This is a genomic window from Kitasatospora sp. NPDC093679 (assembly GCF_040683455.1).
Taxonomy (GTDB): Bacteria; Actinomycetota; Actinomycetes; order Streptomycetales; family Streptomycetaceae; genus Kitasatospora; species Kitasatospora arboriphila.
Genome location: NZ_JBFBDW010000046.1, coordinates 22,079 through 46,432, shown reverse-complemented (window position 1 = coordinate 46,432; position 24,354 = coordinate 22,079). Strand labels below are relative to the sequence as shown.

The window sequence follows — 24,354 nt, the reverse complement described above, 5'->3', positions numbered from 1 at the left end:
CCGCCCGGTCGCGGCCGGGCGGTCAGTCCGTCCGGCGCACCAGGTAGGCCGTGCCCCGGTCGGCGCCGTACCGCGCGGCCGGGGCCTCGCCCAGGTACTCCTGGGCCCGCATGTCGCACCAGGCCGGGATGTCCAGCCGGGCCGCCTCGTCGTCGGCGAGCACCACGACGGTACCGCCCGGCGGCACCTCGCCGATCCGCCGGGCGAGGTCGATCACCGGCAGCGGGCAGCGCTTGCCGAGGGCGTCCAGCACCAGCGCCTCCGCCTCTCCCGCGGGCTCCGGATCCGCCGACGGATCGGCCGACGGATCCGCCGTGCGCACCACCGGTTCCGGTTCCGCTGCGGGCAGCCGAAGGTCGAGCCCGAGCGGGGCCCGGACCGCCGCGACCAGCTCGGGCAGCGCGGCGAGGAAGCGGTCCACGTCCTCCTCCGCGGTGCCGTACGGGAGCGAGACCCGCACGTTGCCCTCGGTCAGCACCCCCATCGCCGCCAGCACGTGGCTCGGCGTCAGCGTGGAGGAGGTGCAGGAGGAGCCCGAGGAGACCGCGAACCCGGCCTTGTCCAGCTCGCCGAGCAGCACCTCGCCGTCCACGTACAGGCAGGAGAAGGTGACGACGTGGGGGAGCCGGCGCACCGGGTCGCCGACCACCTCGACCTCCGGCACCAGTGCGGGCACCCGGGTGCGGATGCGTTCCACCAGCGCGTGCAGCCGGGCGTTCTCCTGCTCGGCCTCGGCGCGGACGGCGCGCAGCGAGGCGGCGGCCGCGACGATCGCTGGCACGTTGACGTAGCCGGGCACCCGACCGCGCTCGCGCTCGTCGGAGGGCAGCGGCGAGGCGTAGCGCACGCCCTTGCGGACGGCGAGCACGCCGACGCCGGCCGGCCCGCCCCACTTGTGGGCGCTGGCGGTCAGCAGCGACCAGCCGTGCGGGACGGGCAGCCGGCCCGCGCTCTGGGCGGCGTCCACCAGCAGCGGGATGCCGACGTTGCCGCACAGGTCGGCGACCTCCTCCACCGGTTGGACGGTGCCGACCTCGTGGTTGGCGCTCTGCAGCACGGCGAGCGCGGTGGCGTCGGTCAGCCGGGCGGCGAACTGGGTGGCCTTCACCCGGCCGTGCCGGTCGACCGGGACGACGCCGACCTCGCCGCCCTGGGCCTCGTGCAGCTCGGCGGTGTGCAGCACGCTGGAGTGCTCGACCGCGGAGTGCACCAGGTGGGCGCCGCGGCGGCGGTTGCCGCGCAGTGCGCCGAGGATGCCGAGCTGGACAGCCTGGGTGCCGCTCGCGGTGAAGGAGATCTCGTCCGCCCGGGCGCCGAGGTCCGCCGCGACTCCCTCACGGGCGGCGTCCAGGAGCATGCGGGCCTGCCGCCCGGAGCGGTAGAGCCGCGCCGGGTCGGCCCACCCCTCGTCGATCGCCGCGTTCAGCGCCTGCCGGGCGACGGGGTGCAGGGGTGCGGTGGAGGCCACATCGAAGTACGACACCCTTCCACGCTATCCCCGCCCGGCCCGCGGCCCGGCTCGGCACCCGATTTCGCCGCATTCGTCCGGTGCGACGATCCGTCACCCGTGTGTCGCAGTCGAGTCCCCCGATCGGGTGTGGGACCCTCGAATGCCTGCCATGACCTGCACCGGAACGCCTGCCGCGGCTGATCGGGTAGGCGGGCGGCGCGTTAGCGGGGGCTGCTCGTGAGTGCCGCATAAGGATGCAGTAGCGTTTGGCCCGCATAAGCATTCAAACCGTGCCCGTGGCCGGGTCGCCGGGGAGGCGAACAGCACTCCCGGAGGCGGCGCGATCGCGGGCGAGACTTCGGGAAGGCGCTACGTGAGTCCCAACGGCTCCGACCGCTCGCCGCGGCGCACGATGCGGCGGAAGCTGCCTCAGGCGCTGGCACTGGGCCTCGTCATCGCGACCGCCACCGGCTGCTCGGCCAACGACCTCCCCAGGCTTGGCCTCCCCTCGCCCGTCACCGAGGAAGGCCCCCTGGTCCTCCACATGTGGCAGGGCTCGTGGATCGCGGCGCTGGCAGTGGGCGCACTGATGTGGGGTCTGATCCTCTGGAGCGTGATCTTCCACCGGCGTAGCCGCACCAAGGTGGAGATCCCCGCTCAGACCCGGTACAACGTGCCCATCGAGGCGCTGTACACCGCGGTCCCCCTCGTCATCGTCTCGGTGCTCTTCTACTTCGTCGCCCGCGACGAGACGCGCCTGACCGCGGTCAGCGCGAAGCCGCAGCACGTGGTGAACGTGGTGGGCTTCCAGTGGAACTGGGCGTTCAACTACGAGAACACCGAGATCCCGGACCCGGCCAACACCAACGCCGCGTACGACGTCGGCACGCCGGCCGAGGTGCCCACCCTGTACCTGCCGATCAACGAGTCGGTGGAGTTCGTCCTGACCTCCAACGACGTGATCCACGACTTCTGGCCCGTCAACTTCCTCATGAAGATGGACGTCGTGCCGGGCGTGGTGAACAAGTTCCAGGTGACCCCGACCTCCTTCGGCACCTTTGCCGGCAAGTGCGCCGAGCTCTGCGGCCAGGACCACTCCCGGATGCTGTTCAACGTCAAGGTCGTCACCCACGACCAGTACGAGCAGCACCTGAAGGAGCTTCGGGCCAAGGGCCAGTCCGGCGCGGTGCCCGCGGGCATCCTCGGAGCCGGCCACGCCGCCGGTGAGAAGACCACGGGAAGTGAAGAGAAGTGACCATCCTCAACGAGCCCGCCGCGGCCGGCGGGGGCGCCGGGGGCGTCACGGCCGGCAAGAGCGCCCGTGTCAACAAGCGGGGCAACGCGATCATCAAGTGGCTCACCACCACCGACCACAAGACGATCGGCACGATGTACCTGGCGACCTCGTTCGCCTTCTTCCTGATCGGTGGCGTCCTCGCCCTGGTCATGCGCGCCGAACTCGCCCGTCCGGGGACCCAGATCCTCTCGAACGAGCAGTTCAACCAGGCGTTCACCATGCACGGCACGATCATGCTGCTGATGTTCGCCACCCCGCTCTTCGCGGGCTTCGCGAACTGGATCATGCCGCTGCAGATCGGCGCTCCCGACGTCGCCTTCCCGCGTCTGAACATGTTCGCCTACTGGCTCTACCTGTTCGGCTCCGTCATCGCGGTGGCGGGCTTCCTGACCCCGCAGGGCGCTGCCGACTTCGGCTGGTTCGCCTACTCGCCGCTGTCCGACGCCGTCCGTTCGCCGGGCGTCGGCGCCGACATGTGGATCATGGGCCTGGCCTTCTCCGGCTTCGGCACCATCCTCGGTGCGGTCAACTTCATCACCACCATCATCTGCATGCGCGCCCCCGGCATGACGATGTTCCGGATGTCGATCTTCGTCTGGAACGTCCTGCTGACCGCCGTGCTGGTCCTGCTGGCCTTCCCGGTCCTGGCCGCCGCCCTGTTCGCCCTGGAGGCGGACCGCAAGTTCGGGGCGCACGTCTTCGACCCGGCCAACGGCGGCGCCATGCTGTGGCAGCACCTCTTCTGGTTCTTCGGCCACCCCGAGGTGTACATCATCGCGCTGCCGTTCTTCGGCATCGTGTCGGAGATCGTCCCGGTCTTCAGCCGCAAGCCGATGTTCGGCTACTCCGGCCTGATCGCGGCCACCATCGCGATCGCCGGTCTGTCCGTGACGGTGTGGGCGCACCACATGTACGTCACCGGCCAGGTGCTGCTGCCGTTCTTCTCCTTCATGACCTTCCTGATCGCCGTCCCGACCGGGGTGAAGTTCTTCAACTGGGTCGGCACCATGTGGAAGGGCTCGCTCAGCTTCGAGACCCCGATGCTGTGGACGATCGGCTTCCTGGTCACCTTCCTGTTCGGCGGTCTGACGGGCGTTCTGCTCGCCTCCCCGCCGATCGACTTCCACGTCTCGGACTCGTACTTCGTCGTCGCCCACTTCCACTACGTGGTCTTCGGCACCGTCGTCTTCGCGATGTTCGCGGGCTTCCACTTCTGGTGGCCGAAGATGACCGGCAAGATGCTCGACGAGCGTCTCGGCAAGATCACCTTCTGGACGCTGTTCATCGGCTTCCACACCACCTTCCTCGTCCAGCACTGGCTCGGCGCGGAGGGCATGCCCCGCCGCTACGCCGACTACCTGGCCTCCGACGGCTTCACCACGCTGAACAGCGTCTCGACCGTCGGCTCGTTCCTGCTCGGCCTGTCGATCCTGCCGTTCCTCTACAACGTCTGGAAGACCGCCAAGTACGGCGAGAAGCTCGAGGTGGACGACCCGTGGGGCTACGGCCGCTCGCTGGAGTGGGCGACCTCCTGCCCGCCGCCGCGGCACAACTTCCTCACGCTGCCGCGGATCCGCTCGGAATCCCCGGCGTTCGACCTGCACCACCCCGAGATCGCCGCGCTGGACTACCTGGAGAACCACGGTGAGCCGGCGAAGCACTTCGCGGGCGTGACCCCGGCGCAGTACGACCGTCCGCAGCTGGACAAGAAGAAGGAGGGCGACGCCTGATGAAGGAGCAGGGCAAGATCTTCGGCGGCTTCGCCGCCTTCATCCTGATCATGGCCGTCGTGTACGGCCTGTGGTCCAAGGAGCCGGCCGGCACCACCGCGCTGTTCCTGGCGTTCGGCCTCTGCGCCTTCATCGGGTACTACCTCGCCTTCACCGCCCGCCGGGTGGACAGCGGCGCGGGTGACAACCCCGAGGCCGAGGTCGCGGACGACGCCGGCGAGGTGGGCTTCTTCGCCCCGCACAGCTGGCAGCCGCTCGCGCTCGCCATCGGCGGCGCGCTGGCCTTCCTCGGTGTGATCTTCGGCTGGTGGCTGCTCTGGTGGTCGCTGCCGATCATCCTGATCGGCCTTTACGGCTGGGTCTTCGAGTTCTACCGCGGCGAGGACCAGAACCAGTAGGTTCCGGCACGTCAGGCCAAGGGCCGGGCACCCCTCGGGGGAGCCCGGCCCTTCGCCGTGCCCGCACTCACGCTCCGTCGCCGCCTCACCCGCCCGGTCCAACCGGGCCGCCTCCCGGGGTGCTGACGGCTCCCCGCCGTTCCTAGGCTCTGGTACATCGTCGGGAGACCTCGGAGGCACCGGTGAACGGTTGTCGGAGACTCGCACACGGCAAGGCCGGCATAACGGCCCTCATCCTGCTGGCCCCGATCGCGGCCTGCTCGTCCGGAAGCCAGGACCGGTCCGTCGGACCGGTCACCCGCACCGTCGACGCCGCACCGCTGGTGCGGACCTCGGCCGGGGAGCGGGTGGACCCCGCCAAGCCCTTCACGGTGACCGCCCAACCGGGCAGCACCCTCACGGACGTCACCGTCTCGGGCCCGGACGGCCGACTGGTGGCCGGTGAGCTGGCCGCCGACGGGCACAGCTGGCACACCACCGGGCGGCTGCGGGCGGGCACCGCCTACACCGCCCGAATAGCCGCCGACGACGGCAAGGGCGGCCGCGGCGAGACCACCACGGCGTTCAGCACGCTCGCCGCGCAGAACCTGCTCACCGCCCAGCTCGGCCCGGACTCCTCCGGCAGCGGCGTCTACGGCGTCGGCCAGCCGCTCACGGTGAAGCTCTCCGCCCCGGTCAAGGACCCGGCGGCCCGCCGCGAGGTCGAACAGGGCCTCACCGTCACCTCCCAGCCCGCCGTGACCGGCGCCTGGTACTGGGTGGACGACAGCAACCTGCACTTCCGCCCCGAGCAGTACTGGCCGGCCAACGCCACGGTGAAGCTCTCCTTCGACCTCACCGGCGCCGCGGTGTCCGACGGCCTGTACGGCGGCGAGCCCAGCAGCCTCTCCTTCCGCACCGGGGACCGCGTGGAGGCCGTCGTGGACGCCGCCACCCACGAGCTGACGTACCGCCGCAACGGCGAGGTGGTCCGCACGATCCCGGTCACCACCGGCAAGCCGGGTTTCGACACCCGCAACGGCATCAAGGTGGTCCTCGGCCAGGAGGCCAGCGTCCGGATGAGCGGCGAGACCATCGGCATCGCCGCAGGCAGCGCCGACTCCTACGACCTGCAGGTGGAATGGGCCACCCGGGTGACCTGGAGCGGCGAGTACGTGCACGCCGCCCCCTGGTCGGTCGGCTCCCAGGGCAAGGCCAACGTCAGCCACGGCTGCACCGGGATGAGCACGGAGAACGCCAAGTGGTTCTTCGACAACACCCGGGTCGGCGACATCGTCCAGGTCGTCAACAGCCTCGGCCACGAGATGGAGCCGTTCGGCAACGGTTACGGCGACTGGAACATCAGCTGGACGGACTACGTGAAGCACTCGGCGACGGGTGCCCGGGTCTCCACCGCGGGCAGCGCCGACACGGCCGTCCAGGCCTCCGGGGACATGCAGCCCCAGCCCTGACACCCCCCTGGGCCTCAGTCGCGGTAGACCGCCTGCAGGGCCGTGTGAGCGGCCGCCAGGGCCTCGTCGCGGCCGAGGCCCAGGCGGTGCACCCGCTCCGCGAACTCGGCGGCCGCGGCGGCGGCCAGCCGGTGGGCGCTGTCCCCGGTGGCGGCGATCGTGGTGCCGCGCCGGCCGTGGGTCTCCACCACCCCGTCGGCCTCCAGCTCGCGGTAGGCGCGGGCGACGGTGTTCGCCGCCAGCCCCAGCTCCTCGGCCAGCGCCCGGACGGTGGGGAGCTTCAGGCCCACGGGCAGCTCGCCGCTGCGGGCGCGCTCCGCGATCTGGCTCCGCACCTGCTCGTACGGGGGAGTGGCGGCGGTGTGATCGATGGTCAGCTGCACGGGCCCATTGTGACAGGGCCCGGGAGGGCCGGCCCGGGTCCGCCCCGGGTGCGGAAAGGCCGAGGGCCCCTGCCGGTTCGGCAGGGGCCCTCGGGCTGTGGCGATCTCTACGGGATCAGTGGTGGCCGTGGCCGCTGGTGATCTCGTGGTGCTCCTCGGCGGTCGGCTTGGCGATCTGGCCGCCCTCGCCGTAGAAGGCCTCGGAGAGCTTGGCGCGGGTCTTCGCGATCCGGCCGGCCTTGCGGGCCACGCCGTTCTCGTCGACCTCGGCCGGGAGCTCCAGCGGCTGCGGCTGCTCGTGCGCGGTGAGCTTGTACAGCTTGTCCTGCGGCAGCTGCTCGTGGATCTCGACGAACTCACCGTGCGGCAGGCGCTTGATGATGCCGCTCTCGCGGCCGTGCAGCACCTTGTCCTTGTCGCGGCGCTGCAGACCCAGGCACCACCGCTTGGTGATGAAGAAGGTCAGCACCGGGACGACGAAGAAGCCGACACGGACGAAGTAGGTGATCGAGTTGATCGACAGGTGCAGGTGCGTCGCCAGCAGGTCGTTGCCACCGCCGATGAGCAGCAGCACGTACAGGCTGATCCAGGCCGCGCCGAAGCCGGTGCGGACCGGGGCGTTGCGCGGGCGGTCGGCGATGTGGTGCTCGCGCTTGTCGCCGGTGACCCAGGCCTCGATGAACGGGTAGACCCAGATGGCCATCAGGACCAGCGGGAAGACCATCAGCGGGATGAACACGCCCAGGTTCAGGGTGTGGCCCCAGGCGCGGATCTCCCAGCCCGGCATGACGCGGATCAGGCCCTCGGAGAAGCCCATGTACCAGTCCGGCTGGGCGTCGGTGGACACCTGGTCGGGGCGGTACGGGCCGTACGCCCAGATCGGGTTGACGGTCGCGATCGCCGAGGCGGCCGCGATGACGCCGAACACCAGGAAGAAGAAGCCACCGGCCTTGGCCATGTAGACCGGCATCAGCGGCATGCCGACGACGTTCTTCTCGGTGCGGCCGGGGCCCGCGAACTGGGTGTGCTTGTGGTAGAAGACCAGGATCAGGTGGGCCACCAGCAGGCCCAGCATGATGCCCGGGATCAGCAGCACGTGGATGGTGAAGAACCGCGGCACGATGTCGGTGCCGGGGAACTGACCGCCGTACAGGAAGAACTGCAGGTACGTGCCGACCAGCGGCACCGCCAGGATCGCGCCCTCCATGAAGCGGATACCGGTACCGGACAGCAGGTCGTCCGGGAGCGAGTAGCCCATGAAGCCGTCGAACATGCCGAGGAAGAGCAGACCGGCGCCGAAGAGCCAGTTGATCTCGCGCGGCTTGCGGAACGCGCCGGTGAAGAAGACGCGCATCATGTGCACCAGCATCGCGGCGACGAAGACGATCGCCGCCCAGTGGTGGATCTGGCGGATCAGCAGACCGCCGCGCACCTCGAAGCTGATGTCCATGGTCGAGGCGTACGCCTCGGACATCCGGATGCCGTTGAGCGGGGCGTACGAACCGTGGTAGACGGTCTCGGCCATGCTCGGCTTGAAGAACAGCGTCAGGTAGACGCCGGTCAGGATGATGATGATGAAGGTGTAGAGGCAGATCTCGCCCAGCATGAAGGACCAGTGGTCCGGGAAGATCTTGCGCAGGTTGGACTTGGCGAGGGTGTAGATACCCAGCCGTCCGTCCGTCCAGTCAGCGGCCGCCTCGAACTTGTTCGCAGGCTTGGCACGGGTGCTGGCCGGCTTGGATGCGCCGGAGTTGGCGCTGTTCGCGGTGCTCACGGCCGCTCCCAGTAGCTCGGGCCGACGGGCTCCTGGAAGTCGCCGGTGGCGACCAGGAAGCCCTTCTCGTCAGTGGTGATCTTCAGCTGCGGCAGCGGGTGGCCGGCCGGGCCGAAGATGACGCGCGCGCCGTCCGCCAGGTCGAAGGTCGACTGGTGGCAGGGGCAGAGCGCGTGGTGGGTCTGCTGCTCGTAGAGGCTGATCGGGCAGCCGACGTGGGTGCAGATCTTCGAGTAGGCCAGGATGCCCTCGAAGCCGAGGTCCGCGGACTTCTGGTCCTTCAGGTCCTCCGGAGCGATCCGGATGATCATCAGGGCGTCCTTGGCGATCTGCTCCTGGAAGAACTCCTGGTCCTCCTCCAGTCCCTCGGGCTTGGCGAAGGTCAGCGAGCCGGTGACGATGTCCTCGGGCTTCATCGGCTCGTTGGTGTTCATGTTGATCAGCTTGAGGGGCTTGGTCGGGGTGGCCACCTCCCAGCCGGTGTGCGCCAGCTTGTCCTCGGGCAGCGGGCCCAGGTCGCGCAGCAGCACCACGCCGGACAGCGGCACCAGGGCCATCGAGCCGATCAGGGTGTTGCGGAGCATCTTGCGGCGGCCGAAGCCGGACTCCGCGGCGCCCGTCCTGAACTGCTCGATGACGTCGGCACGCAGCTCGTCGTCGGCCTCGATCGGGTGACGGTCGGCCGGGATCTCGTGGTCCGACATCAGGGTGCGCGCCCAGTGGACGGCGCCCGCGCCGATGCAGAAGAGCGCCACACCGAGGGTCATGCCGAGCGCGAAGTTCAGCGCGCTGACGTGGCCCAGCGGGAAGATGTAGACGATCTTGTCGATGTCGATGGCCACGTACGAGGCGATGAAGCCCACGGTGGCGAGCATCGAGACGATGAACAGCAGGGAGACCTGCCGCTCCGCGCGCTTGGCGGCGCGCTCGTCGATGTCGGTCCGGCGCGGCTCGTGGGCCGGCAGACCGGGGTCGGCGAACGGGTCGCCGTGAACGGCGACCTCGTGCCCTTCGGAGCCGTGCGACTCCGGCAGCTTCTCGTCAGACATCTCGTGGCTCATGACTTCTTGGCCTTGGTGGTGTGGGCGGCGACCCAGATCGCGGTCACGATGAGCGCACCGAGGGCGAAGATCCAGCCGAACAGGCCCTCGGTCACCGGACCGAGGCTGCCCAGGGACAGGCCACCGGGGCTGGGCTCGTCGTTGGTGTGGCTGACGAAGGCCACGATCTGCTTCTTCTGCTCCTCCGGCATGGTGGTGTCGGGGAACGACGGCATGTTCTGCGGGCCGGTCTGCATGGCCTCGTAGATGTGCTTCGGGGAGGTGTTCTCCAGCGTCGGGGCGTACTTGCCCTTCGTCAGGGCGCCACCCTTGCCCGCGAAGTTGTGGCACTGGGCGCAGTTGGTCCGGAAGAGCTCGCCGCCCTTGGCCACGTCGTTCGGGTCGGTGGAGGTGTACTGCTCCTTGGTCGGAGCGACCGGGCCGGGGCCGAGCGAGGCCACGTAGGCGGCCAGCTGGTCGATCTGCGCCTGGGAGTAGACGACCTTCTTGGAGGGCACCTGGGCGCCGCTCTGCTGGGCCGGCATGCGGCCGGTGCCGACCTGGAAGTCGACCGCGGCGGAGCCCACGCCCACCAGGCTCGGGCCGTCGGAGCTGCCCTGGCCGTCGAGGCCGTGGCAGGAGGAGCAGCCCACGGCGAAGAGCTTCTTGCCCTCTTCGATGGCGAGCGACTGCGCGGAGGTGTCGGCCTGCGCCTTCTCGGCGGGCGCGAACGCGGCGTACAGCCCCCCGGTGGCCGCCAGGGCGAGAAGTAGGACGACCAGCGCCGCCAGTGGGTGGCGCCGTCGTGCGGAGAGCTTTTTCACGGATTAACCCCGGTGTCAGGATCTGGTCGGCTGGGTGGCTGCGCCCGTGGGACCGGTCTGCTCGGGGCCGGTACCCGGGTCGGGGCGGACTGGTCGGCGGGGCTCCCGCGCGGGGCGGGTGCTCTCCGGCCGGCGGCCAGCGACCTGATCAGCCTTTACTTGATCAGGTAGATGGTCGCGAACAGGCCGATCCACACGACGTCGACGAAGTGCCAGTAGTACGACACCACGATCGCGGCGGTGGCCTGCTCGTGCGTGAACCGCCTGGCGGCGTACGTCCGCCCCAGGACCAGCAGGAAGGCGATCAGACCACCCGTCACGTGCAGGCCGTGGAAGCCGGTGGTCAGGTAGAACACCGTGCCGTACGGGTCGGAGGACAGCGACAGGCCGTCCACCTTGACCAGCTCGGTGTACTCGAAGATCTGGCCGCCGATGAAGATCGCGCCCATCACGAAGGTGATCGTGAACCACGAGCGGAGCTTCTTCACGTCACCGCGCTCGGCGGCGAACACGCCGAGCTGACAGGTGAGGGAGGAGAGCACCAGGATCGTGGTGTTCACCGAGGAGAACGGCACGTTGAGGGCGTCCGCCTTCTCCGTCCAGAACTCCGATCCCATGACCGAGCGGAGCGTGAAGTACATCGCGAACAGGGCCGCGAAGAACATCAGCTCGGAGCTCAGCCAGACGATGGTTCCGACGCTGACCAGGTTCGGCCTGTTGACCGCTCCGTGCGCGTGTCCGGTTTCTGTTGCTGTTGCTGTCGCCACGACGGACATTATGTCGGTCCCTTATTCCGTCTTCACGCCGGGGGGTGCTCCTCGGAGTGTCCGGTGCGTGCGGTATGCCCCCCTGGCGCTGGCCTGCGCGGACGTCCGGCGCTGCTCCGCCCGGGTGTCCGTTTTCTGACGGTTGTTCGGGGTGGGTGAGGCGGAGTACCCCGCGCGGGTGAGATTCGGGCGCGGCGGCTTGAGGGAGATCGCGTCAGGGACTCACCGGGAGGGCCCCGCCGGAGTAGCATCCGGAGGTGAACGTGGTCCGGGTCACACTGGGCCGTTCGGAGCGGCACATATTAAGAGGACGAGCACCCGGGAGCAGGGCCCATGGCGCACACGACCGACGAGACGCTCACCGTTCTCGTCTACAGCGACGACCGCAACACCCGCGAGCAGGTCACCCTGGCCCTGGGCCGCCGGCCCGCCGCGGACCTGCCCGCCGTCGAGTACCTGGAGTGCGCCACCACCCCGGCGGTGCTCCGCGCCCTGGAGCGCGGCGGCGTGGACCTCTGCGTGCTGGACGGCGAGGCCGTCCCCGCCGGCGGCCTCGGCCTCACCCGCCAGCTCAAGGACGAGATCTACGGCTGCCCGCCGGTGCTCGTCCTGATCGGCCGGCCGCAGGACTCCTGGCTCGCCGCCTGGAGCCGCGCCGACGCCGCCATCGCGCAGCCGGTCGACCCGGTCGCCCTCGCCGAGGCCGCCGCCACCCTGCTCCGCGCCCGGATCGCCAAGCGGACGCCCGCCCACCGCTGACCGGGCCTGCGGCACCACCCGTCTCATCAGGAGAGAAGGGGCGGCGGGATCGGCACGGCCGCCCGCCGCCGCTCGCTAGGCTGACTCCGTCCCTTGTATCGGCGCACTACCGATGAGAGCTGGAGTCGGCCATGGTGAACGTGAACCCTGCGAACGGCGGCAAGGACCCCGTGCAGGTGGTCCGCACCTGGCCCGACGTCCTGACGGCACTGTTGCGCGGCGAGGACCTCGCGGAGGCGGACACCGCCTGGGCGATGGACCAGATCATGAGCGGCGAGGCCTCACCCGTGCAGGTCGCCGGCTTCATGGTCGCGCTGCGCGCCAAGGGCGAGACGGTCGAGGAGATCGCCGGCCTGGTCGACGCGATGTACGCGCACGCCGAGCCGCTGCACATCCCCGGCCCGGCCGTGGACATCGTCGGCACCGGCGGCGACCGCGCGAAGACCGTCAACATCTCCACCATGTCGGCGATCGTCGCGGCCGCGGCCGGCGCCAAGGTCGTCAAGCACGGCAACCGGGCCTCCTCCTCCGCGTCCGGCTCCTCCGACGTGCTGCAGAAGCTCGGCATCAGCCTCGACCTCGGCGCCCGGCGGGTCGCCGAGGTGGCCGAGGAGGTCGGCCTGACCTTCTGCTTCGCGGCGAAGTTCCACCCCGCGATGCGGCACGCGGCGACCGCGCGGGCCGGGCTCGGCGTGCCGACCGCCTTCAACATCCTCGGCCCGCTGACCAACCCGGCCCGGGTCACCTCGCACGCCGTCGGCTGCTTCGACACCCGGCTCGCCGGACTGATCGCCGGCGTCTTCGCCCGGCGCGGCGCCACCGCACTGGTCTTCCGCGGCGACGACGGCCTGGACGAACTGACCGTCTGCACCACCTCGCACGTGTGGATCGTCAAGGACGGCACCGTCACCGAGACGGACTTCGACCCGCGGGACGTCGGGATCGAACTGGCCGGGATCGAGGCCCTCCGCGGGGCCGACGCCGAGCACAACGCGGCCGTCGCACGGCGGCTGTTCGCCGGTGAGCGCGGCCCGGTGCGGGACGCCGTCCTGCTCAACACGGCCGCCGCGCTGGCGGTGCTCGACCTCACCGACGCACCGCTCGCCGAGCAGCTCGCCGCCGGGATCGAGCGGGCGGCCGCGGCCGTCGACTCCGGCGCGGCGGAGGCGACGCTCAAGCGCTGGGCCGAGGCGACGAACAAGTAGCGGGCCGCCGGCGAGCCGCACGGGGCGCGCGGGAGCATCCGGCCGAGGGCCGGTCCCCCGCGCGCCCCGTCGTGCTTGACCCGTCGCACAGCGGTCACCTAAAGTCCTGCGCAGGTCATGAGTGGCAGCGTCAAGCCCCAGCTTGCTGTCCGGCAACCCTCCGTCCGTGGCGGGGTGCCCTGGGTGAGGACCGGGCCGTGCGGCGAACCGTCCGCGTGGCAAGCGCGGACTTCCGGCGATGCCTCCCCGGGGTCCCCACCCCGTGAAGGAGTGCATCCTCATGTCGCTTTCCACCGACCTCTGCGCCCCGCTCGCCGTCCTCGGCCACGACGTCCAGGTGCCGCTCGCCACCGGTGAGAAGGTCGGCTACGCCGCACTCGACTACGCCGCCAGCGCCCCCGCCCTGCAGCGGGTCTGGGACGACGTCGCCGCCTACGCCCCCTACTACGGCAGCGTCCACCGCGGCGCCGGCTACCTCTCGCAGCTCTCCACCGACCTGTTCGAACAGAGCCGCCGCACCGTCGCCGACTTCCTCGACCTGCGCGAGGGCGACCAGGTGGTGTTCACCCGCGCCACCACCGACTCGCTCAACCTGCTCGCCGGGGCCCTCCCCGCCGGCACCCGGGTGTTCGCCTTCGAGACCGAGCACCACGCCTCCCTGCTGCCCTGGCGCCACGCCGGTCTGACGGTCGAGTACCTGCGCGCCCCGCGCTCGCACGCCGAGGCCGTCGCCGCCTTGGACGCCGCCCTCGCCGCCGGCTCCCCGGACGGCCCGCGCCTGCTGTGCGTCACCGGCGCCTCCAACGTCACCGGCGAACTGTGGCCGATCGCCGAACTCACCGAGACCGCCCACCGGCACGGCGCCCGGGTGGTGCTGGACGCCGCCCAGCTCGCCCCGCACCACCGCCTGTCGGTCCGTGAACTCGACGTCGACTGGGTCGCGTTCTCCGGCCACAAGCTCTACGCGCCGTTCGGCGCCGGGGTGCTCGCCGGCCGCAGCGACTGGCTCGACGCCGCCGAGCCCTACCTGGCGGGCGGCGGCGCCAGCCGCACCGTCGCCCGGGAGGCCGACGGCTCGGTGGCCGTCGAGTGGCACACCGGCCCGGCCCGCCACGAGGCCGGCTCGCCCAACGTGATCGGCGCCTACGCCATCGCCTCCGCCTGCCGGGCGCTCACCGAGGCCGGGTTCGACGCCCTGGAGGCCCGCGAGCAGGCGCTCGTCGAGCGGCTCACCGCCGGGCTGGCCGGGATCCCCGAGGTCAGGGTGCTCAACCTGTTCGGTGAGCGGTCCGCCCGGGTGGGCGTGCTCTCCTTCGTCGTCCGCGGCTGGAACAGCTCGCACTTCTCGGCGGCGCTCTCCGCCGAGTACGGCATCGGCGTCCGCGACGGCCTGTTCTGCGCGCACCCGCTGGTGCGGACGCTGCTCGGCGGGGAGGAGGCGGCGCCGTCCGCGTGCGGTGCGCCGGAGCCGTCGCTGCCGGGGGAGCGGAGCCTCAACGCGATCCGGGTCAGCTTCGGCGCGGGCACCCCGGAGGAGCACGTGGACCGCTTCCTGGCCGCCGTCCGCGAGCTGGTCACCGACGGCGCCCGCTGGTCCTACCGCAACGAGGGCGGCCGCTGCGTCGCGGACACCGACCGCGCGGCCTGAGGCGTTCGGGGTGCGCGCCCCCGGGGTGCACCTACTCGTCGAGGCCGAGGGCGAAGGCGGCTTCCAGGTCGTGCTGGGAGTAGGTGCGGAAGGCGATCTGGGTCTCGGTGTGCTCGACGCCCGGGACCTTGTTGACCTGACCGGGGATCACCTCGGCGAGGTCCTCGTGCTGCCGGACGCGGACCATCGCCACCAGGTCGTAGCTGCCGGTCACCGAGTAGACCTCGCTGACGCCCTCGATCGCGGCGATCGCCTCGGCGATCTCGGGGATCCGGTCGACGCTGGTCTTGATGAGGACGATCGCGGTGATCACTCTTCGGCTCCTGTGTGTGGGGTTCCGCCCAGCGTATCCGCCGTCAGGCGGCGCGTCTGCCCTGTCCGGGGCCGCACCGGGCGCGCGAGCAGCCACCCCGCGCTGAAGCCGATCACGTGCACCAGGTAGGCCACGCCCGGCACCGCCGGGCCCACCGGCCACCACTGCAGGGCGAACCACAGGCCGAGCACCAGCCAGGCCGGGAACCGCAGCGGCAGGAAGAACAGCACCGGCACCAGCGCGGTGACCCGGGCCCGCGGATAGCACCGCAGGTACCCGCCGAGTACCCCGGCGATCGCCCCCGAGGCGCCGACCAGCGCCCGCACCGACTCCGTGGAGTCCGACTCCGCCAGTGCCCAGCCGTACGTCGCCAGGTAGCCGATGCCCAGATAGAAGAGGAGGAAGCGCAGCCGTCCGAGGCGCTCCTCCACGTCCGGGCCGAAGACGTAGAGGAAGAGCAGGTTGCCCACCAGGTGCAGCCAGCCCGCGTGGACGAACAGCGAGCTGAGCACCGACAGGAAGGGGATCTTGTGCGGGGTGGGAGGGACGGTGCAGCCCGGCACCGCCGGGGGCAGCGCCGCCAGCCGGCCGGCGTCCAGCGGCCGGTTGGCGAGCAGCTCCGCGGGGACGGCCCCCCAGTGCTGCTCGAAGCGCTGCTCCGCGCAGACGCGGGCGTTGCCGGTGCCGTACCGCGGATTGAGGCCGAAGCTCGGGCCGGCCAGCAGGACGAGGGCGCTCAGCGCGATCAGCGCGTAGGTGACCACCGGCGTGCGCGCCGGCGCGGCGGCGTCCCGGCCCGCCGTTGCGCGCACGGGGGCGGGGACGGGGGCGGGGACGGCCATGACAGCGAGCATTCCTCGGTGTACCCGCGGTGACACCGCCCGGTGCTGCAAGCGGGTGACCTGTCCGCCCTTCAGGACCGGTGACCGCCGGAAGAGCCGCACGCAATAGGCTTGGAGGACCGGACCCGGACCATCCGAGAGGACCTCCGATGACCATCGCCGCCCCCACCGCCGAGACCCGCTGGCGCTGCACGCTCTGCGGGAACCTCACCCGCTTCGACGTGACGCGCTCGGCCCGGGTGGTGGAGTACCTGCACTTCGACCTCGGCGGCGAGTCCAAGGTGGAGGAGACCGAGGTGCTCAGCGAGACCCTGGAGTCGGTCCGCTGCCGCTGGTGCAACGCGGTCGACCAGGTGGAACTGGTGGCCCGCCCCGGCGCCGACGCCGCCGAGCAGCCGGCCGAGGACGAGCCGAAGGCCTGAGCCTCGCGCTTCCGACACACCCCGGTGGAGCCCCTGGCGCCGCCGGGGTGTGTGGCACGGTGCCCGGCGGGGCACGGTAGACGGGACAATTGCACAGAGCGGTGCATTTCGAGGGCAGCGGCCACCGGCCGCGCGGGCCCGGGGACCAGAATCGGAGCCGAGGACGTGGTGGACGCAGCGAGCGGGCCGGCCGAGCCGCAGGGGCAGCAGCCCGCCGCGGACGCGGAGCTGCCGGACGCCGCCGGGGCCGGGCAGGAGCCCGCGGCCGGGGACGCACCGTCCGAGCAGTTGGACCGGCCGTTGCCCGAAGGGGTCCGCCGCCGGGTCGTGGGCATCGCCGCCGACGCGCTCGGCGCCATCCCGCCCGGCGAACTGCCCGCGGGACTGCGCCCGTACGCCAAGTTCACCCCGGCCCGGCGCGCCAAGTACGCGGCGACCGCGCTGGCCGCGGCGCTGGACGCGGAGCCGGTCTTCCGCGTCCGGATAGCCGATCGGCTGCGGCTCGGCCAGCCCGACCTGGTGAAGGCGCTGGAGTCCGGCGCCGTGCCGGCCGCCGCCGACCCGATGGACGTGGCCGCCGCCGCCTACCTGCTGCGCCCGGCCGGCTGGAGCCGGCTGGTGGTCGAGGCGGGCGACGAGGTCGAGCGGGCGGACGCCGAGGGCGCCGCCGCCGAGGCCGCCCGGGTGGTGGAGAAGCTGCAGGCCGAACTGACGGAGGTGCGTGCCGCCGCCCGCGCGGACCTGGACCGGCACCGCGCAGAGTCGGAGGGCGTCCGCCGGGAGGTGGAGTCGCTGCGCAAGCGCGTCCGGAGCCTGGAGAGCGACACCCGGCGGGCGCAGGCCGAGGCCCGCAAGCTGGCGACCGAGCTGGAGGCGGCGCGGGCCGCCGCGGCCGCCGAGCGCAGTGCGGCGGACGGCGAGGCCCGGCGCCTGCGGCACCGGATCACCGAGCTGGAGACGGCCGCGGAGGCCGGCCGGCGGTCGGCGCGCGAGGGCCGCAGCGTGGAGGACATGCGGCTGCGGCTGCTGCTCGACACGGTGCTGCAGTCGGCGCAGGGCCTGCAGCGCGAGCTGGCGCTGCCGGTGGCGCAGCTGCGCCCGGCCGACCTGGTGGAGGCGGTCGAGCCGGGCTCGGCCAACCCGCACGACGTGGCGCGCCGCGGTCTGGCGGAGGACGACCCCGCACTGCTCGACCAGTTGCTGGCGATCCCTCAGGTGCACCTGGTCGTCGACGGCTACAACGTGACCAAGACCGGGTACCCGACGCTGCCGCTGGAGCAGCAGCGGATGCGGCTGCTGGGCGGTCTGGCGATGCTCGCGCAGCGCACCCAGGCCGAGGTCACCTGCGTCTTCGACGGGCAGGACCTCGACGTCCCGGTGATCATGGCGCCGCCGCGCGGGGTCCGGGTGCGCTTCAGCCGCACCGGGGAGACCGCGGACGAGCTGATCCGCCGCCTGGTGCGGGCCGAGCCGCAGGGCCGGCCGGTCGTGGTGGTCTCCACGGATCGGGAGGTCGCGGACGGCGTACGGAAGGCCGGTGCACGCCCGGTCGCGTCGATCCTGCTGCTCAACCGGCTCGCCCGGCCCTGACGGGCCGTCGGCCCAGGTGGAGGGCCGGGTGGCGGGGTTGTGTCGGGGTGGTGAAATCCAGCGTTCCGCGCCAAGTTCGCCCGGCACGGGAGTGGCGCAGGAGGCGGATCTTCACTAGGGTCTGGCGTCAAACCTATTTTCCGGACGTCCACCCGATCGGGTGAGTCCAGCAGGAAGAAGGAGCTAGTCCCTTGGCCTCCCACCGCCGTCCCAAGCAGCCGAGCCGCGCGCGGGTCACCGTGCTCACCGCTGCCGCCGCGACCGCGGTCGCCCTGTCGGCCCAGGCCGCCGCGCACGCCGCGCCGGCGAAGCCGAGCAAGGACGAGGTGAAGGTCCAGGTCGACAAGCTGCTCGAGGAGCAGGAGCAGGCGGCCGAGAAGTACAACGGCGCCAAGGAGCGGGCCGACCAGCTCCGCAAGCAGGCCGACCAGCTGCAGGACCAGATCGCCCGCAGCCAGGAGCAGCTCTCCCAGGTGGCGTCGGGCCTGTCCGCGGTCGCGGCCGACGAGTACCGCACCGGCGGCGTCGACCCGACGGTCGCGCTGATGCTCTCCTCGAACCCGGACAACTACCTCGCGAAGGCGTCCAGCAACGAGCAGGCCACCGACACCCAGGCCTCGACGCTGAAGGGCCTGCGGGACCAGCAGCGCCGGCTGGACCAGCAGAAGCAGGAGGCCGCCGCCATCCTGTCCGAGCTGGACCGCTCCACCCAGGTCCTGAACGACGCCAAGTCGGAGGTCCAGAAGAAGCTCTCCGAGGCCCAGAGCCTGCTGAGCACGCTGACCGCCGCCGAGCGCGCCGCGGTCCTCGGCACCGACCGCGCCTCGCGCGGCGACAGCCGTTACGACCTGGGCAGCCTGCCGCCGGCCTCCGGTTACGCGGCCACCGCGGTCGCCGCGGCGATGGGCAAGCGCGGCACCCCGTACGTCTGGGGCGCCACCGGCCCGAACTCCTTCGACTGCTCCGGTCTGATGGTCTGGGCGTACGCCAAGGCCGGCGTGTCGCTGCCGCGCACCTCGCAGTCGCAGGCGAGCGTCGGCGCCCGGGTACCCTCCTTGGCCGACGCCCAGCCGGGTGACCTCGTCATCTACTACTCGGACGCGCACCACGTCGGCATGTACATCGGCAACGGCCTCGTCGTCCACGCGCCGCACACCGGCGACGTGGTGAAGGTGATGGACGCCGACACCCTGCCGATCAAGACGATCCGCCGCGTCTGACCCTCCGGTAGCAATTCGGACATAAGCCTCACCTGTGGCGTTTCTGATGCCGCATGACACGCCCGGGCGTGTCGCGATCACCGTGTGATCTCCGACACGCCCGGGCGTCGCGTTTTGTCCGCCGGCGGGTGACATCGCGTCATCCGAGCGTGGATCGCCGGTCACTGGCGGTCGCAATCACATTTTCACGACAACATTTCCCCGTCGTTTTTCTGACAAGGATTTGAACGGATCACGGATCGGTTACTAGGGTCATCCCCACGGATCACCGCACAGTGGTTCGCCCAACCCGGGCGACGGCGGTGGTCGCCGCCGAGTCCGCGACGCAGCAGGACGGTCCCGACCGTCCACGGGGAGCCCCTGCGGGGGTGCTGTCGAACGGAGCCGGGGAACCACGTTTCCCCCGGGGTGAATCGGCGTCAGGTCGGCCGCGCCGGCCGGGCCGCGGTCGGACCGCGGACGGGCGGGTGCGGGCGTGAGGCGTCGTAGGGCAATGCTTCCGGCCCGAACCCGTCAGCTCACCCGGTAGGCGGTGTGAGGAAGAAGGAGTCCGCCTTCGTGGCGTCCCATCGTCGTCCCAAGCCCGTCGGCCGTACCCGCGCCTCGATCCTGACTGCGGCAGCCGCCACTGCGGTGGCCCTCTCCTCGCAGACCGGCGCGCACGCGGACCCGACCCCCACCAAGGAGCAGGTCGCGGCCCAGGTCGACCAGCTCAACGAGCAGGCCGAGGCCTCCAACGAGGCCTACCTCGCGGCCGAGCAGAAGCAGCAGGACCTGCAGAAGCAGGTCACCCAGCTGCAGGACCAGGTCGCCCGCCAGCAGGCGGAGGTCAGCGGCGTCCAGGGCCGCCTCGCCGAGGTCGCGGCCCAGCAGTACCGCGACGGCGGCATCTCGCCGACCGTCCAGCTGATGCTCTCCAGCAACCCGGGCGAGTTCCTGGGTCAGGCCGGCGCGGTCAGCCGGATGAGCGCCACCCAGGCCGACACCCTCAAGTCCTTCAAGGCCGAGCAGGCCAAGCTGGACGGCCAGAAGGCCGAGGCCGAGCACAAGCTCGCCGAGCTGGACACCAGCACCCGCGCGCTGAAGGCCAAGAAGGAGGAGTTCCAGGACAAGCTGGCCAAGGCCAGCGCCCTGCTGAACACCCTCACCCAGAAGGAGAAGGACGACCTCGCCGCGGCCGAGGCGAAGGCGGCCTCCGCGGCCAAGTCCACCGCGGACCGCGCCTCGCGGGACACCGCCCGTCCCGACCTCGGCAGTGCGGACGTGCCCTCGGGCTCGTACACCGCCAAGGCGATCGCGGCCGTCAAGTCCGCGCTGGGCGCCCCGTACGTGTACGGTGCGACCGGCCCGAGCACCTTCGACTGCTCCGGTCTGATGCAGTGGGCGTACGGCAAGGCCGGCGTCTCGATCCCGCGCACCTCGCAGTCCCAGGCCGGCGCGGGCACCAACATCGGCACCAACATCGCCAACGCCAAGCCCGGCGACCTGGTGATCTACTACAGCGACCAGCACCACGTCGGCATGTACGTGGGCGGCGGGCAGGTCATCCACGCGCCGCACACCGGTGCGGTCGTCCGCTACGTCTCGGCGACGGCCATGCCGATCTCGGCGATCGTCCGGGTCTGACGGTCCGTCCGGCGGCTCCCCGCGGGCCCGGCTCCCCCTGTGGGGCCGGGCCCGCGGCCGTTGCCGCACCCGGCGGCCCGGTCGGCAGAATGTCCGATTGAAGGTCAAATATTCGGTGCTGGCAGGGTTTGGACTAGCCCGGCCGGACTCGCTAACGTCTGCCCCCGGATGTCCGCGAGGACGCCCGCCCGACCCGGGCGGCGGCGGCCGTCCGTCCGCAGGAACGGAGCCGCCGCCGCATGTCCGCGCACCGACGCCCCCAACTGCCGGGCGGCCACACCCTCGCCCGGGCCCTGGTGCTCACGGCCGCGGCGACCACGGCCGTCGGCGCCACCGTCGGCACCGCGGCCCACGGCGCCCCCGCCGACCCCGGGCGGCGGACGGCCGACGTCCGGGCGAAGGTCGACCGGCTCTACGAGGAGGCCGAGCAGGCCAGCGAGCGCGCGAACGCCGCGGGGGAGGACCAGAAGCGCCTGCAGACCGAGGCCGGCCAGCTGCAGGACCAGGTCGCCACCGGCCAGGAAGAGCTGAACGGGCTCTACACCGACCTCGCCACCGCCGCCGCCGCCCAGTACCGCGACGGCGGGCTCGACCCCTCCGTCCGCCTCATGCTGGAGTCCGACCCGGCCGGCTACCTCACCCGCGCCCGCGCCCTCGACCAGGCCGCCAGCCGGCAGAGCGACACCCTGCACCAGGTGCTCGACCGGCAGCGCCGGCTCGACCAGCGCCGCGCCGAGGCCACCGCCAAGCTCGCCGAGCTGGAGGAGGTCCGCCGCTCGCTCGCCGACCACAAGGACGAGGTCCGGCGCCGGCTCGGCGACGCCCAGCGGCTGCTCGGCGGCCTCACCACCGACGAACGCGCCCGGCTGGCCGCGGACGACGCCGCCGACGCGGCCAGCCGCGCAGCGCACGGCACCGACCGGATCGACCTCGGCGACCGGCCGCCCTCCTCCGACCGCGCCGCCGCCGCCCTGGCTGCCGCGATCAGCCGGATCGGCTCGCCCTACGTCTACGGATCCACCGGCCCTTCCACGTTCGACTGCTCCGGTCTGATGTACTGGAGCTGGCGGCAGGCCGGAGTCACCCTGCCGCGCACCTCGCAGGCGCAGGCACACGCGGGGAGGCGAGTCAGCCTGTCCGAGGCGCGACCGGGAGACCTGGTGATCTTCTACAAGGACATGCACCACGTCGGCATGTACGCCGGCGGCGGCGTGGTCGTGCATGCCCCGCACCCCGGAGCCCGGGTCCGCTACGAGAGCGTCGCTGCCATGCCCGTCAGCGGGGTGGTGCGGGTCTGAGCGCCTTCCACCGGCAGCCCGGCCCGTCCGGCGGGGAGGCCGAGCCCCTGGTCACCGACCTGCCCCGGTGCGCCGCGGCGGGCCGGTCCGTGCTGCCCGCCGGCGGCCGGATCTCCCGGCGCACCGCCCTGCTGCTGGCCGTCGGCGGCCTCGCCCAGCTCTCCGCGCCCCGCGCCCTGCCCGCCACCGGGGACCGGGCCGGCCTGTCCCCGCAGGGCGCGCCGAGCACCGGCGTCCGGGCCCGCGTCGAGGACCTGCTCGCCGCCCGCGCCCGCGCCCTGCTGCGCGCCGACCGGCCCGCCCTGCTCGCCGGGACGGCCCCCGCGGCGCGGGCCGCACAGGAGCAGGCCGCCGTCCGGGCCGCCGCCGTGCCCTTCTCCGCCGTCGAGTACCGGATCAGCGGCGTCACCGAACCGGACGCCGGCGGGCGGATCATCGTCACCGCCGGCCTCGCCCACCGGCTGCGGGGCGTCGACCAGCACCCCGCGGTGCTCTCCCGGCGGCTCACCTTCGACCGGGGCCCGGCCGGCTGGCTGCTCTCCGCGGACGAGCCGGACGGCAGCGCCGCCCTCTGGGACCTCGGCGAGGTCCGGGCGGCCCAGGGCGAGCACTGCCTGGTGCTCGGCCTCGGCCCCGCCGAGGAGCTCGCCGGGCTGGTCGCCGTCGCCGACAAGGCGGTGCCCGCCGTCTCCGAGCTGTGGGGCCGGGAGTGGCCCGGCCGGCTGCTCGTCCTCACCCCGGCCACCGAGCCGCAGTTCGCCCGGATGCTCGACGTCGCCGCCGGCTCCTACCAGGGCATCGCCGCCGTCACCGTCGCGGCCGGGGGCGAGCCCGCCGCCACCCCCGCCGACCGGATCATGGTCAACCCGGAGGCCTTCCGCGGCCTCAGCGACCTCGGCCGGCAGGTCGTGATCACCCACGAGGCCACCCACGTCGCCACCCGCGCGGCCACCCGCAGCTGGACGCCGCTCTGGCTCTCCGAGGGCGTCGCCGACTACACCGGCTACCGCGGCGCCGGCCGCACCGCCCGCCAGATCGCGCCGGAGCTCGCCCGCGACGTCGCCGCGGGCCGGGTGCCGACCGCCCTGCCGGCCGACGCCGACTTCGCCGCCGGCGCCGCCGGCATCGCCCAGGCCTACGAGCAGGCCTGGCTCGCTTGCGAGACGGTCGCGCACCGCTTCGGACCGCAGCGCCTCGTCGGGCTCTACCGGGCGGTCGGCGCGATGGGCGACCCCGCCCGGCTGGACGGCGTCCTCCAGGCCGAGCTCGGCCTGGACCTGCCCGCCTTCACCAAGGCCTGGTCGGCCGAGCTGGTGCGTCAGCTGCGCCGCTGAGCGGCCGCCAGGCCCGCGGCGATCCCCTCGCCGTCGATCAGGGCGCTGTGGGTGCCCGCCGCGGTGCAGGCGTGGGCGCCGGCCACCGAGCCCGCCAGCATGCACGCGTCCACCGGCCGGCCCGCCAGCCAGCCGGCGAGGAAGCCGCTGACGAAGGCGTCGCCGGCGCCGTTGCTGTCCACCACCGGCACCCCGGGGTCGACCGCCGGCACGTGCCGGACGGTGTCGCTCCCGCGCTCCAGCAGGTAACTGCCGGCCGCGCCCGCGGTCGCGACCACCAGCCGTGCCCGGCCCCCGTCCAGCACCGAGCGCATCACCTCCTCGTGCCGCCCGGGGCAGCCCGCGGCCGAGAGGAAGACCAGGTCGGAGCGGAGCGCGTAGTGCCGGTGGTGCTCGTTCTCGCCGTCCCAGGCGTGCAGGTCGGTGGAGCTGGTGGCGCCGAGCCGCTCGATGTCCGGGTGCATGTCCCGGTTGACGTTGGTGATCGACAGGTGGACGTGCCGGGCCCGCTCCAGGAACGGCAGGTAGAAGGCGGCGGGCAGCCGCAGGTCGGCCGGGTGCCGGCCGTCGTAGAAGGAGAACCGCAGCCCGTCGGCGTCCACCAGGTTCACCCCGCGTGGGGTGCCCGCGGGGGAGACCAGGTGGTGGAAGTCCAGGCCCGCGCGGCGGAAGGCGGCCCGCACCAGCTCGCCCTGCGGGTCGTCGCCGAGGAAGTCGAGGAAGGAGGTGCGCAGGCCCAGCCGGTGGCAGCCGAGCGCGACCCCGCTGCCGGTGTGGCCCGCGTAGTCGTGCACCGGGGGCACCCCGAGAGAGTCGGCCGCGGGGATCTCCAGCCGGTCGACCCGGACGATGGTGTCCACGCCCGCACCGCCCACCACCAGGACGTCGAGCTCGCGGTCGTCGGGCATGCGGAACCTCCACGGGCGGCATCGGCTGACAGCGGACGATGCTGCCAGCCGCGCGGACCCGCCTGCAAGGTCTTT

At 72.3% G+C, this 24,354-nt stretch carries 22 protein-coding genes and 2 riboswitches; of the genes, 13 read left to right on the top strand and 9 right to left on the bottom strand.

What is annotated here, in order from left to right:
- Positions 1–22: 22 nt before the first annotated feature.
- A complete protein-coding gene (locus tag AB0O09_RS29360; RefSeq protein WP_363546587.1) occupies positions 23–1,483 on the bottom strand; it encodes an aminotransferase class V-fold PLP-dependent enzyme in 1,461 nt (486 codons plus the stop codon).
- 340 nt (positions 1,484–1,823) lie between these two features.
- On the opposite strand from AB0O09_RS29360, the gene AB0O09_RS29355 reads away from it, so the two are divergent.
- The 4 genes from AB0O09_RS29355 to AB0O09_RS29340 all read left to right on the top strand — a co-directional run bounded on the left by AB0O09_RS29355 (position 1,824) and on the right by AB0O09_RS29340 (position 6,326).
- Complete coding sequence (locus AB0O09_RS29355; RefSeq protein ID WP_344626703.1) at positions 1,824–2,705, top strand: cytochrome c oxidase subunit II; 882 nt, start codon at positions 1,824–1,826, stop codon at positions 2,703–2,705.
- A gap of 89 nt (positions 2,706–2,794) precedes the next feature.
- Positions 2,795–4,477: a cytochrome c oxidase subunit I gene (gene ctaD, locus AB0O09_RS29350; RefSeq protein WP_363546637.1), complete on the top strand. Its 1,683-nt coding sequence runs from the start codon at positions 2,795–2,797 to the stop codon at positions 4,475–4,477.
- Entirely contained in the window at positions 4,477–4,875 is a 399-nt protein-coding gene (locus AB0O09_RS29345) for a cytochrome c oxidase subunit 4 (protein WP_363546584.1), read from the top strand. Before ctaD ends, AB0O09_RS29345 begins: the two co-directional genes overlap by 1 nt.
- Positions 4,876–5,057: 182 nt before the next feature.
- Complete coding sequence (locus AB0O09_RS29340; protein ID WP_363546581.1) at positions 5,058–6,326, top strand: Ig-like domain-containing protein; 1,269 nt, start codon at positions 5,058–5,060, stop codon at positions 6,324–6,326.
- A 14-nt stretch (positions 6,327–6,340) separates the two neighbouring features.
- Here AB0O09_RS29340 and AB0O09_RS29335 read toward each other — a convergent pair whose 3' ends face one another.
- The 5 genes from AB0O09_RS29335 to AB0O09_RS29315 form a co-directional block, all read right to left on the bottom strand.
- Positions 6,341–6,709 carry a GntR family transcriptional regulator gene (locus tag AB0O09_RS29335; RefSeq protein WP_363546578.1) on the bottom strand — a complete coding sequence of 123 codons (369 nt, stop codon included), beginning with the start codon at positions 6,707–6,709 and terminating at the stop codon, positions 6,341–6,343.
- A gap of 115 nt (positions 6,710–6,824) precedes the next feature.
- Positions 6,825–8,483: a cytochrome bc complex cytochrome b subunit gene (locus AB0O09_RS29330; protein ID WP_363546575.1), complete on the bottom strand. Its 1,659-nt coding sequence runs from the start codon at positions 8,481–8,483 to the stop codon at positions 6,825–6,827.
- On the bottom strand, positions 8,480–9,532 hold the full coding sequence (locus AB0O09_RS29325) for a Rieske 2Fe-2S domain-containing protein (protein ID WP_363546572.1): 1,053 nt from the start codon (positions 9,530–9,532) through the stop codon (positions 8,480–8,482). The genes AB0O09_RS29330 and AB0O09_RS29325 overlap by 4 nt, the downstream gene beginning before the upstream one ends.
- Positions 9,533–9,540: 8 nt before the next feature.
- Positions 9,541–10,347 (bottom strand): c-type cytochrome, encoded by an 807-nt coding sequence (locus tag AB0O09_RS29320; protein WP_030262986.1) that lies wholly within the window; start codon positions 10,345–10,347, stop codon positions 9,541–9,543.
- Between the two features lie 155 nt (positions 10,348–10,502).
- Positions 10,503–11,123: a heme-copper oxidase subunit III gene (locus tag AB0O09_RS29315; RefSeq protein WP_030262982.1), complete on the bottom strand. Its 621-nt coding sequence runs from the start codon at positions 11,121–11,123 to the stop codon at positions 10,503–10,505.
- 324 nt (positions 11,124–11,447) lie between these two features.
- Here AB0O09_RS29315 and AB0O09_RS29310 point away from each other — a divergent pair, with 324 nt between their 5' ends.
- The 3 genes from AB0O09_RS29310 to AB0O09_RS29300 all read left to right on the top strand — a co-directional run bounded on the left by AB0O09_RS29310 (position 11,448) and on the right by AB0O09_RS29300 (position 14,726).
- Positions 11,448–11,873 carry a hypothetical protein gene (locus tag AB0O09_RS29310; RefSeq protein WP_263105755.1) on the top strand — a complete coding sequence of 142 codons (426 nt, stop codon included), beginning with the start codon at positions 11,448–11,450 and terminating at the stop codon, positions 11,871–11,873.
- Between the two features lie 131 nt (positions 11,874–12,004).
- The gene (gene trpD, locus AB0O09_RS29305; RefSeq protein ID WP_363546568.1) at positions 12,005–13,078 is read left to right on the top strand and encodes an anthranilate phosphoribosyltransferase; all 1,074 of its coding nucleotides are present in this window, start codon (positions 12,005–12,007) and stop codon (positions 13,076–13,078) included.
- 113 nt (positions 13,079–13,191) lie between these two features.
- Positions 13,192–13,309, top strand: a riboswitch (SAM riboswitch).
- A gap of 49 nt (positions 13,310–13,358) precedes the next feature.
- Complete coding sequence (locus AB0O09_RS29300) at positions 13,359–14,726, top strand: aminotransferase class V-fold PLP-dependent enzyme (protein WP_363546565.1); 1,368 nt, start codon at positions 13,359–13,361, stop codon at positions 14,724–14,726.
- Between the two features lie 31 nt (positions 14,727–14,757).
- Here AB0O09_RS29300 and AB0O09_RS29295 read toward each other — a convergent pair whose 3' ends face one another.
- On the bottom strand, positions 14,758–15,039 hold the full coding sequence (locus tag AB0O09_RS29295) for an Lrp/AsnC ligand binding domain-containing protein (protein WP_030262969.1): 282 nt from the start codon (positions 15,037–15,039) through the stop codon (positions 14,758–14,760).
- A complete protein-coding gene (locus AB0O09_RS29290; protein WP_363546563.1) occupies positions 15,036–15,881 on the bottom strand; it encodes a rhomboid family intramembrane serine protease in 846 nt (281 codons plus the stop codon). The genes AB0O09_RS29295 and AB0O09_RS29290 overlap by 4 nt, the downstream gene beginning before the upstream one ends.
- A gap of 149 nt (positions 15,882–16,030) precedes the next feature.
- Here AB0O09_RS29290 and AB0O09_RS29285 point away from each other — a divergent pair, with 149 nt between their 5' ends.
- The 6 genes from AB0O09_RS29285 (at position 16,031) to AB0O09_RS29260 (ending at position 23,371) form a co-directional block, all read left to right on the top strand.
- Positions 16,031–16,303 carry a hypothetical protein gene (locus AB0O09_RS29285; protein ID WP_363546561.1) on the top strand — a complete coding sequence of 91 codons (273 nt, stop codon included), beginning with the start codon at positions 16,031–16,033 and terminating at the stop codon, positions 16,301–16,303.
- Positions 16,304–16,531: 228 nt separating this feature from the next.
- Entirely contained in the window at positions 16,532–17,893 is a 1,362-nt protein-coding gene (locus AB0O09_RS29280) for an NYN domain-containing protein (RefSeq protein ID WP_363546634.1), read from the top strand.
- Positions 17,894–18,084: 191 nt separating this feature from the next.
- Entirely contained in the window at positions 18,085–19,113 is a 1,029-nt protein-coding gene (locus AB0O09_RS29275; RefSeq protein WP_344626715.1) for an NlpC/P60 family protein, read from the top strand.
- Between the two features lie 359 nt (positions 19,114–19,472).
- Positions 19,473–19,661: riboswitch (cyclic di-AMP (ydaO/yuaA leader) on the top strand.
- A gap of 10 nt (positions 19,662–19,671) precedes the next feature.
- Positions 19,672–20,739: an NlpC/P60 family protein gene (locus AB0O09_RS29270; protein WP_363546558.1), complete on the top strand. Its 1,068-nt coding sequence runs from the start codon at positions 19,672–19,674 to the stop codon at positions 20,737–20,739.
- Positions 20,740–20,978: 239 nt separating this feature from the next.
- On the top strand, positions 20,979–22,037 hold the full coding sequence (locus AB0O09_RS29265; protein ID WP_363546556.1) for an NlpC/P60 family protein: 1,059 nt from the start codon (positions 20,979–20,981) through the stop codon (positions 22,035–22,037).
- A gap of 89 nt (positions 22,038–22,126) precedes the next feature.
- Positions 22,127–23,371, top strand: a complete 1,245-nt coding sequence (locus AB0O09_RS29260; protein WP_363546553.1) for a hypothetical protein — start codon at positions 22,127–22,129, stop codon at positions 23,369–23,371.
- On the opposite strand, the gene AB0O09_RS29255 is transcribed toward AB0O09_RS29260, so the two are convergent.
- Positions 23,356–24,279, bottom strand: coding sequence for a carbohydrate kinase family protein (locus tag AB0O09_RS29255; protein WP_363546550.1), 924 nt, complete (start codon positions 24,277–24,279; stop codon positions 23,356–23,358). The two genes, AB0O09_RS29260 and AB0O09_RS29255, sit on opposite strands and share 16 nt — an antisense overlap.
- Positions 24,280–24,354 lie beyond the last annotated feature (75 nt).

Excerpts from the sequence above, each read along its gene's own strand:
- AB0O09_RS29315 (WP_030262982.1), bottom strand. The coding sequence starts at position 11,123 with ATGTCCGTCGTGGCGACAGCAACAGCAACAGAAACCGGACACGCGCAC.
- AB0O09_RS29300 (WP_363546565.1), top strand. The coding sequence starts at position 13,359 with ATGTCGCTTTCCACCGACCTCTGCGCCCCGCTCGCCGTCCTCGGCCAC.
- AB0O09_RS29325 (WP_363546572.1), bottom strand. The coding sequence starts at position 9,532 with ATGTCTGACGAGAAGCTGCCGGAGTCGCACGGCTCCGAAGGGCACGAG.
- AB0O09_RS29310 (WP_263105755.1), top strand. The coding sequence starts at position 11,448 with ATGGCGCACACGACCGACGAGACGCTCACCGTTCTCGTCTACAGCGAC.
- AB0O09_RS29285 (WP_363546561.1), top strand. The coding sequence starts at position 16,031 with ATGACCATCGCCGCCCCCACCGCCGAGACCCGCTGGCGCTGCACGCTC.
- AB0O09_RS29265 (WP_363546556.1), top strand. The coding sequence starts at position 20,979 with ATGTCCGCGCACCGACGCCCCCAACTGCCGGGCGGCCACACCCTCGCC.
- AB0O09_RS29255 (WP_363546550.1), bottom strand. The coding sequence starts at position 24,279 with ATGCCCGACGACCGCGAGCTCGACGTCCTGGTGGTGGGCGGTGCGGGC.
- AB0O09_RS29290 (WP_363546563.1), bottom strand. The coding sequence starts at position 15,881 with ATGGCCGTCCCCGCCCCCGTCCCCGCCCCCGTGCGCGCAACGGCGGGC.
- AB0O09_RS29345 (WP_363546584.1), top strand. The coding sequence starts at position 4,477 with ATGAAGGAGCAGGGCAAGATCTTCGGCGGCTTCGCCGCCTTCATCCTG.
- trpD (WP_363546568.1), top strand. The coding sequence starts at position 12,005 with ATGGTGAACGTGAACCCTGCGAACGGCGGCAAGGACCCCGTGCAGGTG.